Origin of the sequence: Kitasatospora sp. NPDC002227 (genome assembly GCF_040296285.1) — a bacterium.
Taxonomy (GTDB): domain Bacteria; phylum Actinomycetota; class Actinomycetes; order Streptomycetales; family Streptomycetaceae; genus Kitasatospora.
In genome coordinates this window covers 62687-77844 of record NZ_JBEOWY010000029.1, presented here as the reverse complement: position 1 = coordinate 77844, position 15158 = coordinate 62687, and the positions used below count along the sequence as shown (strand labels likewise).

Here is a 15158-nt window from a genome sequence, read left to right as displayed (position 1 = left end):
TGAGACTAGCCGACCACTACGGGCCTGCGGGCGAGGGTGGCGAGCAGGCCCGCCAGGGTGGCGGAGGCGGCGACGGTGGTGAGGGCGGCGGGGAGGCCGACGGAGTCGGCGAGGAGGCCGATGACGGGCGGGCCGATCAGCATGCCGGCGTAGCCGAGGGTGGAGGCGGTGGCCACGCCGCGGGGGCCGCCGACCGCGCCGGCCCGGGCGATGGCGAGCGGGAAGATGTTGGCCAGGCCGAGGCCGACCAGGGCGAGCCCGGCGAGGACGACCGGGACCGACGGCGCGAGGGCGGCGGTGAGCATGCCCGCCCCGGCGGTCAGGCCGCCGAGCAGGATGACCCGGGTCTGGCCGAGCCGGACGGCCAGCCAGGTGCCCGACACCCGGCCGGCGGTCATCGCGCAGGCGAAGGCCGCGTACCCGCTCGCCGCGACCCCGGCGCTCGCGTGCACGTCGTCGGTCAGGTGCAGCGTCGCCCAGTCGGCGAGCGCCCCCTCGCCGTACGCGGTGCACAGGGCGGTGAGGCCGAGCAGCAGGACGAGCAGCCGGGCCGAGCGCCGGGGTGCGGGCCCGGCCGGGGCGGGCCGGAGCGCCGGGGCGGCGGTGGCCGCGCCGCGCAGCAGGACGTACCCGGCCAGGGCCGAGACCAGCAGGCCGAGCAGGCCGCCGAGGCTCAGCGCCCAGGCGGCGGTCAGCCGGCCGGCCAGCAGGCCGCCGACCGCCGCGCCGAGCAGGCCGCCCAGGCTGTAACCGGCGTGGAAGCTGGGCATGACGGGCCGGCGCAGCTGGGCGACCAGGTCGACGGCGGCGCTGTTCATCGCCACGTTGGCGGCGCCGTAGCCCGCGCCGAAGAGCAGCAGGGCGGCGCTGAGGCTCGGCACGGTGTGGGCGTGGGCGGGCAGCAGCAGGGCCAGGCTCAGCAGTACCAGCGAGACCACGGTCAGCCGGCGGGAGCCGTACCGGACGCAGAGCCGCCCGATCACGGACATGGTGGCCACGGCTCCGGCCGAGATGCAGAGCAGGGCCAGGCCGAGGGCGCTGTGCGAGGCGCCGACCTGGGCGCGGATGTCCGGGATGCGGACGACCCAGGTGGCGAAGAGGAAGCCGTCGACCGCGAAGAAGGCGGTCAGGGCGAGGCGGGCGGGGCTCCAGGCGCGGATTTCGCCGGGGCCGTCCGGGTGAAGGTGGGCGGCGGACCGGGCGCGGGTTTTGTTTAGGAGCGGCACAAAGTCAGAATAGGGGAATGCCGCAGAAGCCGACAAGCCAGCCCCCGCCGCCCGCCGAGCCCGGCCGCTCCGGCGGTGGGTCTCGACCTCAGGTGCAGCGTGACGGTTCCGGCCGACCGGGCGACGCCAAGCGAGCCGCGCCGGACCGGGGCCGCACCCTGCTCGGCCCGGCTCTCGCCCTGGTGCACACCGGCCGGGCGCCCACCCGCTCGGCGCTGACCAGCGCCCTGGACGTGACCCGGGCGACCGCCGGGGCGGTCAGCGCCGAGCTGGAGGCACTGGGCCTGATCACGGTCGACTCCAGCCCGGCCGGCGGCGGCCGGGGCCGCCCCTCGCACCGGCTGGCCGTCGACCCCGAGGGCCCGATGGTGATCGCCGCCCAGTTGCACGCGGACGGCCTGAGCGTCGCGCCGGCCGGCCTCGGCGGGCAGCTCGGCGAGCCGGTGCACCACCCGCTGCCCGCCGCCACCGACCCGGTGCGGCTGCTGCGCGCGGTGGCCCGGGCCGGGGCCGAGCTGGCGCGCGGCACGGACCGCCGCTGCCTGGGGGCGGCCCTCGCGCTGCCCAACCCCGTGACCGAGCCGGACGGCGCCGCGCTGGCCGCCCTGCACTTCGCCTGGCCGAGCGGCACCCCGGTGGCCGACCTGTTCGCCGAGGAGATCCGCAAGGCGGACCTGGGCCCGCGCGCCCGCAGCCCCTTCCCCACCGCCGTGGCCAACGACGCCAACCTGGCCGCCCTCGCCGAGCACCGGCACGGCGCCGGGCGCGGCGCGCGGCACCTGCTCCTGGTCACCTCCGGCCACCGGGGGGTCGGCGGCGCCCTGGTGATCGACGGCCGGCTGCACACCGGCAGCGCAGGGCTGGCCCTCGAGGTCGGGCACCTGACGGTCGATCCGCTCGGCCGCCCGTGCCCGTGCGGCAACCGCGGCTGCCTCAACGCCGAGACCGATCCGGACGCGCTGCTCGCCGCCGCGGGCCGCACGGCCGGCCCGGCCCGGCCGGTGCTCGACCAGGCCCGTGAGCTGGCGGCCGATCCGGCCGCCCGGGCGGCGGTCGAGCACGTGGTGGACCGGCTCGGTCTCGGCCTGGCCGGCCTGGTGAACATCCTCAACCCGGACCGGATCGTGCTCAGCGGACTGCACCGCGACCTGCTGGCCGCCGCGCCCGAGCGCCTGGCGGCCGTGGTGGCCGAGCGCTGCCTGTGGGGCCGCAGCGGCCGGGTGCCGATCGTGCCCGCCGAAGTCCGCCACGCGGGCCTGGCCGGCGCCGCCGAACTGGCCTGGGAGCCCTTCCTCGCCGACCCGCAGTCGGTGGCCGTCGGCTGAATCCAGTTGTCGAACCACCACTCGGTCAGGCACATGGCCCGGCCGAGGCCGACGAGGTCGTTCGCGGTGTCGGCGCCTGCGGCACGGCGGCCGTACCGGTGGGGCGGCTGCCGTTTGGGGGGAGCTGACGGGATCAGGGTGGCGCGGCTGACGATAAGTCAGGCCACTGGCTACCGTAAAGGTCACTTATCGTAGTTGGCGGTTACACTCGGTTGTGTGCGTCGGGAGTTTCCCGGCCTTGTCGAGGAGAAGCGTGATGGCTGCTGTGACCATTGATGTCGACCGCTCCGACGTCGCCTACCGCGACTGGCTGAAGGAGGCGGTCCGGCGGGTCCAGGCCGACGCCAACCGCTCGGCCGACACGCACCTGCTGCGCTTCCCGCTGCCCGAGGAGTGGGGCATCGACCTGTACCTCAAGGACGAGTCCACCCACCCGACCGGCAGCCTGAAGCACCGGCTGGCCCGCTCGCTCTTCCTGTACGGGCTGTGCAACGGCTGGATCAGACCGGGCAAGCCGGTGATCGAGGCCTCCAGCGGGTCGACGGCCGTCTCGGAGGCGTACTTCGCCAAGCTGATCGGCGTGCCGTTCATCGCCGTGATGTCCAAGAGCACCAGCCAGGCCAAGATCGACCTGATCGAGTTCCACGGCGGCAGCTGCCACCTGGTCGACAACCCCGCCGAGGTGTACGAGGTCTCCGCGGAGCTCGCCGAGAAGACCGGCGGGCACTACATGGACCAGTTCACCTACGCCGAGCGGGCCACCGACTGGCGGGGCAACAACAACATCGCAGAATCGATCTTCCACCAGCTGGCGATGGAGCCCCACCCCGAGCCGGCCTGGATCGTCGCCACCGCGGGCACCGGCGGCACCTCGGCGACCATCGCCCGGTACGTGCACTACATGCAGCACAACACCCGGATCTGCGTGCCCGACCCGGAGAACTCCTGCTTCTTCGAGGGCTGGGTCGGCGAGGACACGGAGGCGGTCTGTCCCAAGGGCTCCCGGATCGAGGGCATCGGCCGGCCCCGGATGGAGCCCAGCTTCGTGCCCGGCGCGATCGACCGGATGATGAAGGTCCCCGACGCCGCCTCGATCGCCGCCGTGCGGGTGCTGGAGGAGGCGCTCGGCCGCCGGGCCGGTGGCTCGACGGGCACCGGCCTGTGGAGCGCGCTGAAGATCGTCGGCGAGATGCGGGCCGCCGGGCGGCGCGGCAGCGTGGTCACCCTGCTCTGCGACCCGGGCGACCGCTACCTCGACAAGTACTACTCGGACCAGTGGCTGGCCGAGCAGGGCCTGGACATCGCGCCGTACGTGGCCGAGCTGGAGGCCTTCCTCGCCGGGGGCGCGCAGCTCGGCTGACGGCCGGTCAGCCGGCCGGGGTCGGAAAAACCGCTGGCCAGGAGGGTGCGGCGCGTGATACTCAACGCGTCATGGAAGACCTTCTGACCGACCGTTTGATTCTGCACCCCCTCACCCCCGAGGAGGCCCGCCAGGTGGACTTGGCCGAGCGCCCCGAGGGTGCGAACTGGGCCGCCGACTACCCCCAGCCGGGAGAGCGCGTAGGCGCCCGGATGTTCGCCAACGCCTGCGAGGCCGGAGTTGACCCCCGGCCCTTCGGCGGCTACGAGATACGCCTGCCCGACGGGACGGCCGTCGGCGGCATCGGCTTCCACGGCGGGCCGGACGAGCACGGCGCCGTGGAGGTCGGGTACGGCCTGTCCCCGTCCGTCCGGGGCAACGGCTACGCCACCGAGGCCGTCCGCCGCATGATCGAGCTGGCCCGCGAGCAGGGGGTGAAGAACTTCACCGGCAACGCCGACCTGGACAACCCCGCTTCGCACAAGGTCATGCTCGGCGCCGGCATGAAGCTGGTGCGCGAGGACGACAAGCTGGTCTACTTCGAGCTCCCGCTGGTCTGATCGGAACCACTTCGGGGCGGCGGGGACCGCTGCGCGGCCGTACACCTGGTCGGTGGCCGGTCGCGCACGCGGTTGATCGAGCACAGCCCCGCGCCCCTGACGGGGCGCTGCCCACGGGTTCGCTAGCCCGCCAGGATGAGCTCGCGGACGTGCTCGCGGGCCGCCTCGGCCGCCTCGGCGGGCAGGGCGGTGTCGGTCACCCAGGTGTCCACCTCGGCCAGCTCGGCGAAGGTGGACAGGCCCACGATGCCCCACTTGGTGTGGTCGGCCACGGCCACCACCCGGCGGGCCGAGGCCACGAAGTTCCGGTTGGTCTCGGCCTCCGCCAGGTTCGGCGTGGAGAGCCCCGCCTCGGGGGAGAGGCCGTGGGTGCCGAGGAAGAGCAGGTCGAAGTGGAGCGAGCGGATCGCCCGGTCCGCGACCGGCCCGACCAGCGCGTCCGAGGGGGTGCGCACCCCGCCGGTGAGCACCACGGTGGCGCCCGGGGCGCCGGTACCGCGGGCCCGCTCGAAGACGTCGGCCACCCGCACCGAGTTGGTCACCACCGTGAGCTGCTCGATCTCGGTGAGGTGCTGCGCCAGCGCGAAGGTGGTGGTGCCGCCGGAGAGCGCGATCGCGCTGCCGGGAGAGACCAGGCGGGCGGCGGCCAGCGCGATCTCCTCCTTGGCGGAGAGCTCCAGCGAGGACTTCGCCTCGAAGCCCGGCTCGTGCGTGCGGGCCTCCTCGACCACCACGGCCCCGCCGTGCACCTTCTCGATCACGCCCGCCCGGGCGAGCGCGTCCAGGTCGCGCCGAATCGTCATGTCGGAGACGTTCAGCCGCTTGGTCAGCTCGTTGACGCGCACGCCGCCGCGCCGCCGTACCTCGTCGAGGATCAGCGCCCGGCGCTGCTCCGCAAGCAGGTTGCTGTTGTCGGCCACGTGGTCCGCCCTCCCGATCGTCCTTAACTGACCATCCTTGCAGATCCCGCCGCCTGCCGACCGGGGAGGTCGGCCGGGAGCAGCAGTTGGAGCTCCTCGGTGGAGGGATCGGGGAGCTGGGCGACCCGCATGGCGTGGCGTTCGACCATGGTTTCGAAGACCTGACGGGCCGTCCGGCCGTTGCCGAAGCCGGGGCCGCGCTCGAGGCCGGCGAAGTGCTCGAGCAGGGCCTCGGCCGTCTCCTCGGCCAGGGAGTACTCGTGCTCGGCGCACTGGGTGCGGGCGATCTGCAGCAGCTCGGCGGCGGTGTAGTCGGGGAAGGTGATGGTGCGGGAGAAGCGGGAGGAGACCCCGGGGTTGGCGGAGAGGAAGCGCTCCATCTCGGCGGTGTACCCGGCGACGATCACCACGACTTCGTCCCGGTGGTCCTCCATCAGCTTCACCAGGGTGTCGATCGCCTCCCGGCCGAAGTCCCGCGCGCCGTCCTCGGGGGCCAGCGCGTACGCCTCGTCGATGAAGAGCACCCCGCCGCGGGCCCGGTCGAAGGCGGCCTGGGTGCGGATCGCGGTGGAGCCGATGTGCTCGCCGACCAGGTCGACCCGGGCGACCTCGACCAGGTGGCCCTGCTGGAGCACGCCGAGCGAGGCCAGGATCTCGCCGTAGAGCCGGGCCACCGTGGTCTTGCCGGTGCCGGGGGAGCCGGTGAAGACCAGGTGGCGACGCAGGGACGGCGCCTTGAGCCCGGCCTGGCGGCGCCGGCGGCCGACCGAGATCAGGTCGATCAGGGTGCGCACCTCCTGCTTCACCGTGGCCAGCCCGATCAGCGCGTCCAGCTCGGCCAGCGCCTCGTCGGCCGGGCGGCAGTCGGGGATCGGCGCGATCTGGGGCGCGGCCGGGGCGAGCGGGGCGGCGGCGGTCAGTTGCGCGGTGCGGGGCGCGGGCAGCTCGACCACCGGGGCGACGTCGTCCGAGGTGCAGCCCTCGGTGACCGGGCCGGGCTCGCTGAACTCGAAGCCCGCCCTGCCGTTCTGCTCGGCCCGGCAGCGGGTCAGCGCGGTGCGGCAGCCGTCGATGATGTGGAAGCCGAAGCCCTTGCCGTGCGAGACCCGGCAGTCCTCGAAACTGCCGCGCCCCTGGGCCGAGACGTACACGGCGGCCTCGGCGGCGGCGCGCACGGTGCACTCGCGCAGCTCGGGGTCGGCGCCCTTGGTGACGATCACCCCGGTGGCCACCTCGGAGATCTCGCAGCCCGTCAGCCGCCCGCCGCTGCCGTGGTCGCGGAACCACAGGCCGGTGCCGGCCTCCTGGATGCGGCAGTTGGCGAGGTCGATGCTGGCGCCGCCGCTGACCGAGACGGCCGAGCTGCGGATCCGGCTGAACGAACATTCATTCGCGGTGGCGCTGGATTCGCGGTCCAGCACGAACAGCGCGTCGGGCAGGTCGTGCAGCGAGCAGTCGGTGAGGGTGAGGCGGGCGCCGTCGCTGACCCAGACGGCCGGGTAGTCGCCGGTGCTGGAGTGCAGCTCGCAGGAGATCGCCTCGGCCAGCGTGCCGCTGTCCCAGACCGAGAGCGCGCCGCGGCCGAACTCGCGCAGGGTGGTCTTCTCCATGGTCAGCCGGGAGCGCCCGCGCAGGTCGGCGGCGTTCTCCGGCAGGTCGTGCACCCGGCAGCCGGTGAGCATCAGCTCGGCCTCGGTGTCCAGGGTGAGCCCGTTGCCGGTGACCCGGCTGATCTCGCAGTCCGCGAGGCGGCCGCTGGCCTGGGCCTCCGCCTGCACGCCGCTGCCACGGATCTCGTAGATCTCACAGGCCGTCAGCGCGGCGCTGGAGCCCGGGTCGGTGAGCAGCACCCCGGCGCCGCTCGCGTGGTGCAGGCGGCAGCGCTCCAGGGTGGCGGTGGCGCCGTCGAGCACGGCGAGCCCGGCCTGGCCGGAGTCGAGCAGCTCGCAGTCGGTGAGGGTCGCGGCGGCCCGCGAGCGCAGTCGCACCCCGAGACCCGCCGGGTTGCTCACGGTGCAGCCCTGCAGGGTGGCCCGGGCCTGCTCGGTGAGCTCGACCCCGACGGCCGAGCGGGTCTCCACCCGGCAGCCGGAGAACTCCGCCTCCGCCCCGGGACCGGTGACCAGCACCGCCGGGGCCGAGGTCTCGGAGCCCTCGATCACCAGCCCGCGCACGGTGGCGGCGGCCGTCACGGTGAGCGGGGTGCCCGAGGGCGGGTCGATCCGCACGGTGCCCGGGCCTTCGGCGGGCTGCAGGGTGACGGCGCGGTCGACCACCACGTTCTCGCGGAAGGTGCCGGGCCGCAGCGTCAGGGTGTCGCCCGGCTCGGCCGCCGCCAGCGCCTCGCGCAGCGTCTCGTACTCGCCCGCCCGGCGGCGCCACCGCGATGCGCTGTCCTGCGTGACCCGGACCCTGTGCTCACCCATGCCGCTCCGTCGTCTCCGCGTCCGTCTCCGTGGCGCCGCCTGACGTGTTCCGCCGGACGGCCCTGGTCCTGCCGAGCGCCGAGTGCCCGCACACCAGCTACAACGATCGGGCCCGCCCTCGGTTCCTGGGCTAGTCCTCCGTCAGCGGGTCCGGCACCAGGCGCGGGCCCTGCTCCAGGACGGTGAAGGTGTCGCCGAGGCGGACGGTGCCCAGGGCGTCGCCGCTCAGCCCGGCGGGGCGCTCGGGGATCAGCTGGATGCCGAAGGCCAGGCTCTTGTCGAAGCGGTGGTGGCGGCCCAGGGCACGCAGCGGCTCGGGGCCCTTGCGGACGCCGGTCTCCTGGTCGGTGGTGGTGATGACGCAGCGCCCGCAGGGCTTGGCGACCCGGAAGGTCACCTCGCCGACCCGGATCCGGCGCCAGCCGTCCTCCGCCCAGGGCTCGGTGCCCTCGATCACCAGGTTGGGGCGGAACCGCTCCATCGGGAGGGCGGCGCCCTTGGCCGGGTCGTCCGGGTGGTCGGCCGCGAGCAGCTCGTTCAGCGCGGCCAGCGAGGCGGTGGTGGCCAGCAGCACCGGGAAGGCGTCGGCCATGCTGACCGTCTCCCCGTTCGGGGCGTACTTGGGGTTGACGCCCCGGCTGAGCGGGTTGTCCAGGTGCACCAGCCGGACCGGCCCGACCCGGCGCTCGAACCGGGCGGGGAAGCGCTCGGCGAACCACTCGCCGACCTCGGGCGCGGCGGCGGCGGCCTTGAAGACGGCGCCGAAGACGTCGGCCTCGACCAGCTCGGCGCCGTTCGCGGCGGTGGGAGCGGGCACCTCGAGCCGGTCGCCCTCGGGGGAGGTGACGGTGAGCAGGCCGTCGGCGCCGTGGCTGACCCGGAGCTGACCGAGCGTCGGCTCCTCGCGCTGGGTCACGGCGCGGCCGGAGCGGTCGACCAGCATCCAGCGGCGGTCACCGGCCAGGCCCCACGGCTCGACGGTGGCGCTCTGCGGGCTCTGGCGGTAGGCGGACTTGAGCGGGTAGACGTGAAGTCCGATCAGCTGAGGCATACGCCCTATCCTGCCAGCCGCCGCTCACCCCTTCGGCCCGGGGCAGCCGGATCGGCGGGGCGGGTGGATGAGGGAGACGGGGAGACTCGGTGATCGCCCGGCCGCTGGGCAGGTCGGGACGGCGGGGGAGACGGGGAAGCCGTCGGGGGCGGTGCGGAGCGGGCCGGCGCGGCGGCGGGCGGGGAGGACGCTGGAGTCCGGGGGATCGGTGGCTGGCGCAGTGGCTCCTCCCGGAGCGGGTGCGCGCCGGGAACGCGAAGGCCGCCCGGGACCGCGGGTGTGCGGTTCCGGACGGCCTTCGGTCGACCCCTGGTGTACGGGCGGTTCCGGCCCCCCTCGTCAGCCGGTTCCGCTCAGGTGGTGTTCGGTGGGCGCGGCTCCCGTCAGAAGCTGTTGGCCTGGTAGCCGCCCTGGTACGGCGCCTCGCCGTACTGGGCGGGCCGCTGCTGCGGCACCGGGCGGACCGGAGCGACCGGCGCGGCGGCCGGACGGAACTGGTTGCCGCCCATGCTCTGGTCGCCGAAGCCCTGCGGGGCGGCCTGCGGCGCGCCCATGCCCTGCCCGCCGAAGCCCTGCCCGCCGAACGGCTGCCCGCCGAAGCCCTGCGGAGCGGCGGCGAAGTTGTTCTGCCCGCCGAAGCTCTGGCCGCCGAACGGCTGCCCGCCGAAGCCCTGCGCGGGCTGAGCCGGCGTGAACTGCGGGGCCGGCGCCTGCTGGAAGGGCGCCTGCGGACGCTGCGGCTGCGCCACGTACGACTGCGGGCCGCCGTACCCGGGCGCGGGCACCTGCGGCGGCACCGCGTAGGTACCGGGAGCGGGCTGCGCCGGGAGGTAGGTGGTGGCCGGTCCGCTGCTCGGCCCGGGGCCGAGGGCGAGCCGGGCGGGCGGCAGGGCCGGGAGGTTGCTCGCCGGGCTGTCGAAGCCCGTCGAGCCGTAGCCCTGGCTGCCGTACGAGGAGCCGTAACTCGGCTGGTATCCCGTGGACAACGCGGGCGGCAGCGCGGCCGGCACGTTGATCGGGGCGATCTGCGGGACACCGCGCTCTGCGACGAGGCTGTCGTAGATGGGCGTGCCGGAGGAGAAGGACGGAGAGGGGTAGCCGACTCCGTCGTAGGAGCGGGGCGAGGTCATGGGGCATACCGTAAGCCCACAATGCGCCTGCTGAGGAGAGTGAGAGGCCTAGTAGTTCGAGTGTTTACACAGTCTTCGCTAGAACAAAGGTCTCGAAAGTAGGAAGATCAGACATTTCGGCACCTGATTCAGGCCAGCTCCCCGCCGGTCGGGGGGTCGACAAATGCCTGATCATGGGGCGAACAGTGATCGAACGGGTCCGAAAAACACCCCTCGCGCCACCCGGGCCGGAGGCCGAGGGCGCGTGTCGCGCGGCCCGAGCCCCCCTCGTGCGGACGGGAGGGGCCCGGATCACGGCATGTCAGCGGGTCTGCAGTGCCTGGGCCGGGAAGCCCGGACGGCCCGCCAGCTCCGAGGTGCAGAAGGAGCAGCGGGTGGACGCCGCCGGCACGCTGCTGAGGCACTCGGGGCAGTCAATCTTGGCCACGGGGGCAGCCTTGGCCGGTTCGAACCGGGCCTGGAGCTTGCCGACGGGCAGCACCACGGCGAAGTAGATGACGGCCGCGACGATGACGAAGCTGATCAGCGCGTTGAGGAAGGCGCCGTACGGGAAGGTGGTGCCCGCGACGCTGAAGGCCTCCTTGCTGAAGTCGCCGACGCTGCCGGAGGCGACCCCGATCAGCGGGGTCAGGAAGGCGGCGACGAAGCCGGTGACCACGGCGGTGAAGGCCGCGCCGATGACGATACCGACCGCCAGGTCCACCACGTTGCCGCGCAGCAGGAAGCTGCGGAAACCCTTGAACACCGGGCTCACTCCAAATCGTGCTGAGGGCCGGTCGCCACACCGGCCTGTCGAGGGTGGGGCCGACCGGCCCGGCGGGCCATCCTTCCGACTCAACGGGCTTGCCGTCCAACCGAGTTCACCTGATCCGGCTAATGCCCCGAGCGGCGGCCGGGTGGTGGGCCGACGCTCCGCACACGCCCGGACGTACCCGAGGTGACGGGCGGCCCGGGTGTGCCCGTGCGGTCGGCAAACGGCTCGGAAACGGCCATCGACCGGCGCCTGACGGCCAACGTGCCGACCGGGGTCGGCGGCTTCCCGAAACGGCCTGCGCACCGACGCGGCACTGTGCGAGTGTCGGGCACATGTCCGACGCCGTGTCAGCGCCACCCAGAGTCCTGCACCTCGTCACCGGCCCCGGGCCGTACAGCTCCGCACGCGGCGCCCACGAGCTGCACACCGAACTCGCCCGCCGCGGCCACCCCTCCCGGCTGCGGGCCCTGCACCCCGGCGTCCTCGACACCCCCGCCCTGGGCCCCTCCCCGCTGCACCCGGCCACCCTGCGCGCGCTGCGGGCCGCCGCCCGCCGGTCCGACGTGGTGCTCGCGCACGGCTCGGCGGCGCTGCCCGCCGCGGCCATCGGCCTGCTCGGCACCGGAGTCCCGTTCGTCCACGTGGCCGGCACCGGGGCCGGGGGCCGCACCCGGGAGCCCTGGCTGCGGACCCTGCCGCACTGCGCGCTGCTGCACTGCGCGGCGGCCGTCACCGCACCCACGGACGGCGCCCGGCAGGCCCTGATCCGCCGGTTCCGGCTGCCGCCCGAGCGGGTGCGGACCATCCCTGGAGCCCGCACCGCCGGGCGCGGCGACCCGAGCCACTACGGCGTCGAGCGGACGGCCGCGCGGGCCGCCCTCGGCCTGCCCGGCCACGGGCCGCTGGTCGCCTGGGTCGGCGCGGCCGGGGCCGACAAGCGGTTCGACCTGGCCCTCGAGATGCTGCGGCGCCTGCCCGACCTGCACCTGGCCGTGGTCGGCGAGGGCGTCACCCCCGGGCCCGAGAGCGCGCCCCGGGCCCACTTCCTCGGCCGCCTCGACGACACCGCCCCGCTCTACCGGGCCGCCGACGCGCTGCTCCTCACCAGCGACAGCGAGGGCGTACCGGCCCAGCTGATCGAGGCCGCCCTGGCCGGCCTGCCCGCCGTCGCCACCGACGTCGGCTGGGTCCGCGACCTGGTCCAGGACGGCGTCACCGGCGCCCTGGTCGCCCCGGGCGACGCCGAGGCACTGGCCGAGGCCCTCGGCCGCACCCTCGCCACCGCCCCCGACCTGGGCGCCGCCGCCCGCGCCAGAGCCCTGGCCCGCTTCGACCTCGCCATGGTCACCGACGCCTGGCAGCTGCTGCTCCATCAGCTCACCGGCTGGCCCCGGCAGGCCTGACCGGACGTGGGTGCGTACCCGCTCTGGGCCCGGGCGGCGTGCAGGCGCATACTGGCGGGCGCGGTTGTACTGCCGAGGCCGGACCTCGGGCCGCGACGGGGAGGGGCTGACATGGGCGTGGTCGCTGTGGTGGTGGGGCTCGGGCTGCTCTGGCTGGTGACGGGGGTGCGGATCGTCCAGCAGTACGAGCGCGGTGTGGTGTTCCGGCTCGGCCGGGTACGGGGACAGGTCCGCGAGCCCGGACCGGCCCTGCTGGTGCCGGTCGTGGACCGGATGCGCAAGGTCAACGTCCAGGTGATCACCATGCCGGTACCCGCCCAGGAGGGCATCACCCGGGACAACGTCTCGGTCCGGGTCGACGCGGTGGTCTACTTCCGGGTCGTCGACCCCGTCCGGGCCACCGTCGACGTGCAGAACTACAGCTTCGCGATGTCCCAGGTCGCCCAGACCTCGCTGCGCTCGATCATCGGCAAGAGCGAGCTCGACGACCTGCTCTCCGGCCGCGAGAACCTGCACCAGGGCCTGGAACTGATGCTGGAGAGCCCCGCCTCCTCCTGGGGCATCCACATCGACCGGGTCGAGATCAAGGACGTCGCCCTGCCGGACTCGATGAAGCGCTCGATGGCCCGTCAGGCCGAGGCGGACCGCGAGCGCCGGGCGCGGATCATCACCGCCGACGGCGAGTACCAGGCCGCCAGCAAGCTGGCCGAGGCGGCGAGCATGATGGACGACACGCCGTCCGCCATGCAGCTGCGCCTGCTGCAGACCGTGGTCGAGGTCGCCGCCGAGAAGAACTCCACCCTGGTGCTGCCCTTCCCGGTCGAGCTGCTCCGCTTCTTCGAGAACGCGGCCAAGCCCCGGCCCACGGCGGCGCCCCAGCCCGCGGCTGTGCCCAAGCCCGCGCCCGCCGTCGAGGACGGCCACTGAAAACTGCTCCGGCCGGGTGAATAATCGGGCTGGCGACGCGACGGAGTTGGGCCGGTGCGCAGCGTGACTGGCACGCTGTCGGAGTGAATCCCCTGCTGCGCACCGCCATCCTGCTCGCCGTCTCCGGCAGCCTGCTCACCGGCCCGACGGCCATGGCTGCCCCGCGCGACAGCGCCCAGTACGTCCGCCTCGAGCACCCGCAGCCCGTCGTGGCCACGGCCAAGCACGAGGTCATCGAGTTCTTCTGGTACGACTGCTACCACTCCGACGTGCTGGAACTCCCGCTGGAGCGCTGGGCCGACCGCCACCGCGACGACGCCACGCTGCGCCGGGTGCCCGCCGTCTGGACCGGCAGCCCGGAGGAGAAGGTCCAGCTCGCGCACGCCCGGCTCTACTACACGCTGGAGCGCCTCGGCGCGGTCGACCGCCTGCAGACGAAGGTCTTCCACGCCGTCCGCATCGACGAGGCGGACCTGACCACCGAGGAGTTCGCCACCGCCTGGGCCGCCAAGGCAGGCCTGGACGCCACCCTCTTCCGCGCCGCCTACCGCTCCGCCGAGGTCGACCAGGCGGTCCGCGAGGCCCCCGCCCTCTTCAAGCGGTACGAGGTCAACGAGCTGCCGACCGTGGTGGTCCAGGGCCAGTACCGGACCTCGCCCACCGCGGCCGGCGGCGTCGAGCAGATCCCGTCCGTGCTGGACCAGCTGGTTGCCACGTCCTAGTCGGGCTGCGGGTAGGTCCGGCCCTTCCAGGCCGCGCCCTGCCCGCGCCAGTGCTGGACGGCCGAGTCCACCGTCATCAGCAGGTACAGCCCGGCCGTGAACGGCAGCAGCAGCGCCGCTCCGGCCGGCTGCCGGTAGTACCGCACCATCGGCAGGTACGTCCCCGCCATCAGGGCCCAGGCCGCCGCCCCGGGCAGCAGCACCCGCGGGGAGCCGGCCAGCAGCCCGGCCGCCACGGCGGCCGGCGGCACCAGGTAGACCAGGGCCAGGCCCAGCACCGTGCCCGTCAGCAGCAGCGGCGAGTGCCGCAGCTGGGCGTACGCGCTGCGCGAGACCATCCGCCACAGCTGGCCGAGCCCGGGGTACGGGCGGACGCTGTCCACCTGCTCGGCCAGGCCCAGCCACGTCCGGCCGCCGGTGCGCTTGACGGCCCGGGCGATCGACACGTCGTCGATCACCGCGCCGCGTACCGCCGCCACGCCGCCCGCCCGCTCCAGCGCCGTGCGGCGCACCAGCGAGCAGCCGCCGGCGGCCGCCGCCGTCCGCGCGCCCGGCCGGTTGCTCCGGCGGAAGGGGTAGAGCTGCGCGAAGAAGTACACGAAGGCCGGGACGATCAGCCGCTCCCAGCGGGTGGCCACCCGCAGCCGGGCCATCTGCGAGACCAGGTCGAGGCCGTTCGCCTCGGCGGCCGCCACCAGGGCCGTCAGCGAACCGGGCCGGTGCGCGATGTCCGCATCGGTCAGCAGCAGGTACTCGGCCTCCTCGCCCACCGCCGCCACCCCGTGCCGCAGCGCCCAGAGCTTGCCCGTCCAGCCCGGCGGCAGCGGCGGGGGAGTGGTCACCGTCAGCGGCAGACCGCCGGCGCGGCCGAGCTCGGCGGCCAGGGCGCCGGTGCCGTCCGTGCTGTGGTCGTCCACCAGCACCACCCGGGCCTCGCCGGGGTAGTCCTGCGCCAGCAGACTCGGCAGGCTCACCGGCAGCACCTCGGCTTCGTCCCGCGCCGGGACCAGCACCGCCACGCTCGGCCAGCGGGCCGGGGCCGGGTGCGGCGGCAGCCGCTGGTCGGTGCGCCAGAACAGCCCGTGGCAGCACGCCAGCCAGAGCCAGCAGAGCAGGGACAGGCCCGAGATCCACAGCAGCACGGTCACTCCCGCAGTCTGCCCCACCGGACCGTCGCAGCCCGGGCGGCCGGGCGGCGTTTCGACCGACCGGTGGCAGCGCCCGCGGCGTCGCGCGCCGACAGCTCCCTCCCCCAGCCATCGGCCGGGAAGTGCCCTGGGCCGTCCGTCCCGCGTCGCGCGCAGCGCCGCTGCGCTCTCCTCACGATGAACGCCCGGTCTCGGCTCCCGACCGT

At 74.6% G+C, this 15158-nt stretch carries 13 protein-coding genes; 6 read left to right on the top strand and 7 right to left on the bottom strand.

The annotated features are described in order from the left end of the window. Positions 1–5 precede the first annotated feature (5 nt). On the bottom strand, positions 6–1226 hold the full coding sequence (locus ABT095_RS24285; protein ID WP_350531584.1) for an MFS transporter: 1221 nt from the start codon (positions 1224–1226) through the stop codon (positions 6–8). Positions 1227–1318: 92 nt separating this feature from the next. Here ABT095_RS24285 and ABT095_RS24280 point away from each other — a divergent pair, with 92 nt between their 5' ends. The 3 genes from ABT095_RS24280 (at position 1319) to ABT095_RS24270 (ending at position 4471) form a co-directional block, all read left to right on the top strand. After that, positions 1319–2551, top strand: a complete 1233-nt coding sequence (locus ABT095_RS24280; RefSeq protein ID WP_350531583.1) for an ROK family protein — start codon at positions 1319–1321, stop codon at positions 2549–2551. 256 nt (positions 2552–2807) lie between these two features. Next, positions 2808–3911, top strand: a complete 1104-nt coding sequence (locus ABT095_RS24275; protein ID WP_350531582.1) for a PLP-dependent cysteine synthase family protein — start codon at positions 2808–2810, stop codon at positions 3909–3911. 71 nt (positions 3912–3982) lie between these two features. Next, on the top strand, positions 3983–4471 hold the full coding sequence (locus ABT095_RS24270) for a GNAT family N-acetyltransferase (RefSeq protein WP_350531581.1): 489 nt from the start codon (positions 3983–3985) through the stop codon (positions 4469–4471). 122 nt (positions 4472–4593) lie between these two features. On the opposite strand, the gene ABT095_RS24265 is transcribed toward ABT095_RS24270, so the two are convergent. The 5 genes from ABT095_RS24265 to mscL all read right to left on the bottom strand — a co-directional run bounded on the left by ABT095_RS24265 (position 4594) and on the right by mscL (position 10743). Then, on the bottom strand, positions 4594–5391 hold the full coding sequence (locus ABT095_RS24265; protein ID WP_350531580.1) for a DeoR/GlpR family DNA-binding transcription regulator: 798 nt from the start codon (positions 5389–5391) through the stop codon (positions 4594–4596). A 23-nt stretch (positions 5392–5414) separates the two neighbouring features. After that, complete coding sequence (locus tag ABT095_RS24260) at positions 5415–7817, bottom strand: right-handed parallel beta-helix repeat-containing protein (RefSeq protein ID WP_350531579.1); 2403 nt, start codon at positions 7815–7817, stop codon at positions 5415–5417. A gap of 130 nt (positions 7818–7947) precedes the next feature. Further along, entirely contained in the window at positions 7948–8868 is a 921-nt protein-coding gene (locus ABT095_RS24255) for an MOSC domain-containing protein (protein ID WP_350531578.1), read from the bottom strand. A 383-nt stretch (positions 8869–9251) separates the two neighbouring features. Next, the gene (locus ABT095_RS24250; RefSeq protein WP_350531577.1) at positions 9252–9998 is read right to left on the bottom strand and encodes a DUF6643 family protein; all 747 of its coding nucleotides are present in this window, start codon (positions 9996–9998) and stop codon (positions 9252–9254) included. Between the two features lie 301 nt (positions 9999–10299). Continuing rightward, positions 10300–10743, bottom strand: coding sequence for a large conductance mechanosensitive channel protein MscL (gene mscL, locus ABT095_RS24245; protein WP_350531576.1), 444 nt, complete (start codon positions 10741–10743; stop codon positions 10300–10302). 341 nt (positions 10744–11084) lie between these two features. Here mscL and ABT095_RS24240 point away from each other — a divergent pair, with 341 nt between their 5' ends. The 3 genes from ABT095_RS24240 to ABT095_RS24230 all read left to right on the top strand — a co-directional run bounded on the left by ABT095_RS24240 (position 11085) and on the right by ABT095_RS24230 (position 13804). Beyond that, complete coding sequence (locus ABT095_RS24240; protein ID WP_350531575.1) at positions 11085–12155, top strand: glycosyltransferase family 4 protein; 1071 nt, start codon at positions 11085–11087, stop codon at positions 12153–12155. A gap of 111 nt (positions 12156–12266) precedes the next feature. Beyond that, positions 12267–13082, top strand: a complete 816-nt coding sequence (locus ABT095_RS24235; RefSeq protein ID WP_350531574.1) for a slipin family protein — start codon at positions 12267–12269, stop codon at positions 13080–13082. 83 nt (positions 13083–13165) lie between these two features. After that, on the top strand, positions 13166–13804 hold the full coding sequence (locus tag ABT095_RS24230) for a thiol:disulfide interchange protein DsbA/DsbL (RefSeq protein WP_350531573.1): 639 nt from the start codon (positions 13166–13168) through the stop codon (positions 13802–13804). Here ABT095_RS24230 and ABT095_RS24225 read toward each other — a convergent pair. Next, entirely contained in the window at positions 13801–14952 is a 1152-nt protein-coding gene (locus ABT095_RS24225) for a glycosyltransferase (RefSeq protein ID WP_350531572.1), read from the bottom strand. The genes ABT095_RS24230 and ABT095_RS24225 overlap by 4 nt on opposite strands. Positions 14953–15158 lie beyond the last annotated feature (206 nt).

What these genes read in the sequence shown, in the direction of transcription:
- ABT095_RS24275 (WP_350531582.1), top strand. Translation starts at nt 2,808, where the DNA reads ATGGCTGCTGTGACCATTGATGTCGACCGCTCCGACGTCGCCTACCGC.
- ABT095_RS24270 (WP_350531581.1), top strand. Translation starts at nt 3,983, where the DNA reads ATGGAAGACCTTCTGACCGACCGTTTGATTCTGCACCCCCTCACCCCC.
- ABT095_RS24260 (WP_350531579.1), bottom strand. Translation starts at nt 7,817, where the DNA reads ATGGGTGAGCACAGGGTCCGGGTCACGCAGGACAGCGCATCGCGGTGG.
- ABT095_RS24255 (WP_350531578.1), bottom strand. Translation starts at nt 8,868, where the DNA reads ATGCCTCAGCTGATCGGACTTCACGTCTACCCGCTCAAGTCCGCCTAC.
- ABT095_RS24250 (WP_350531577.1), bottom strand. Translation starts at nt 9,998, where the DNA reads ATGACCTCGCCCCGCTCCTACGACGGAGTCGGCTACCCCTCTCCGTCC.
- ABT095_RS24240 (WP_350531575.1), top strand. Translation starts at nt 11,085, where the DNA reads ATGTCCGACGCCGTGTCAGCGCCACCCAGAGTCCTGCACCTCGTCACC.
- ABT095_RS24235 (WP_350531574.1), top strand. Translation starts at nt 12,267, where the DNA reads ATGGGCGTGGTCGCTGTGGTGGTGGGGCTCGGGCTGCTCTGGCTGGTG.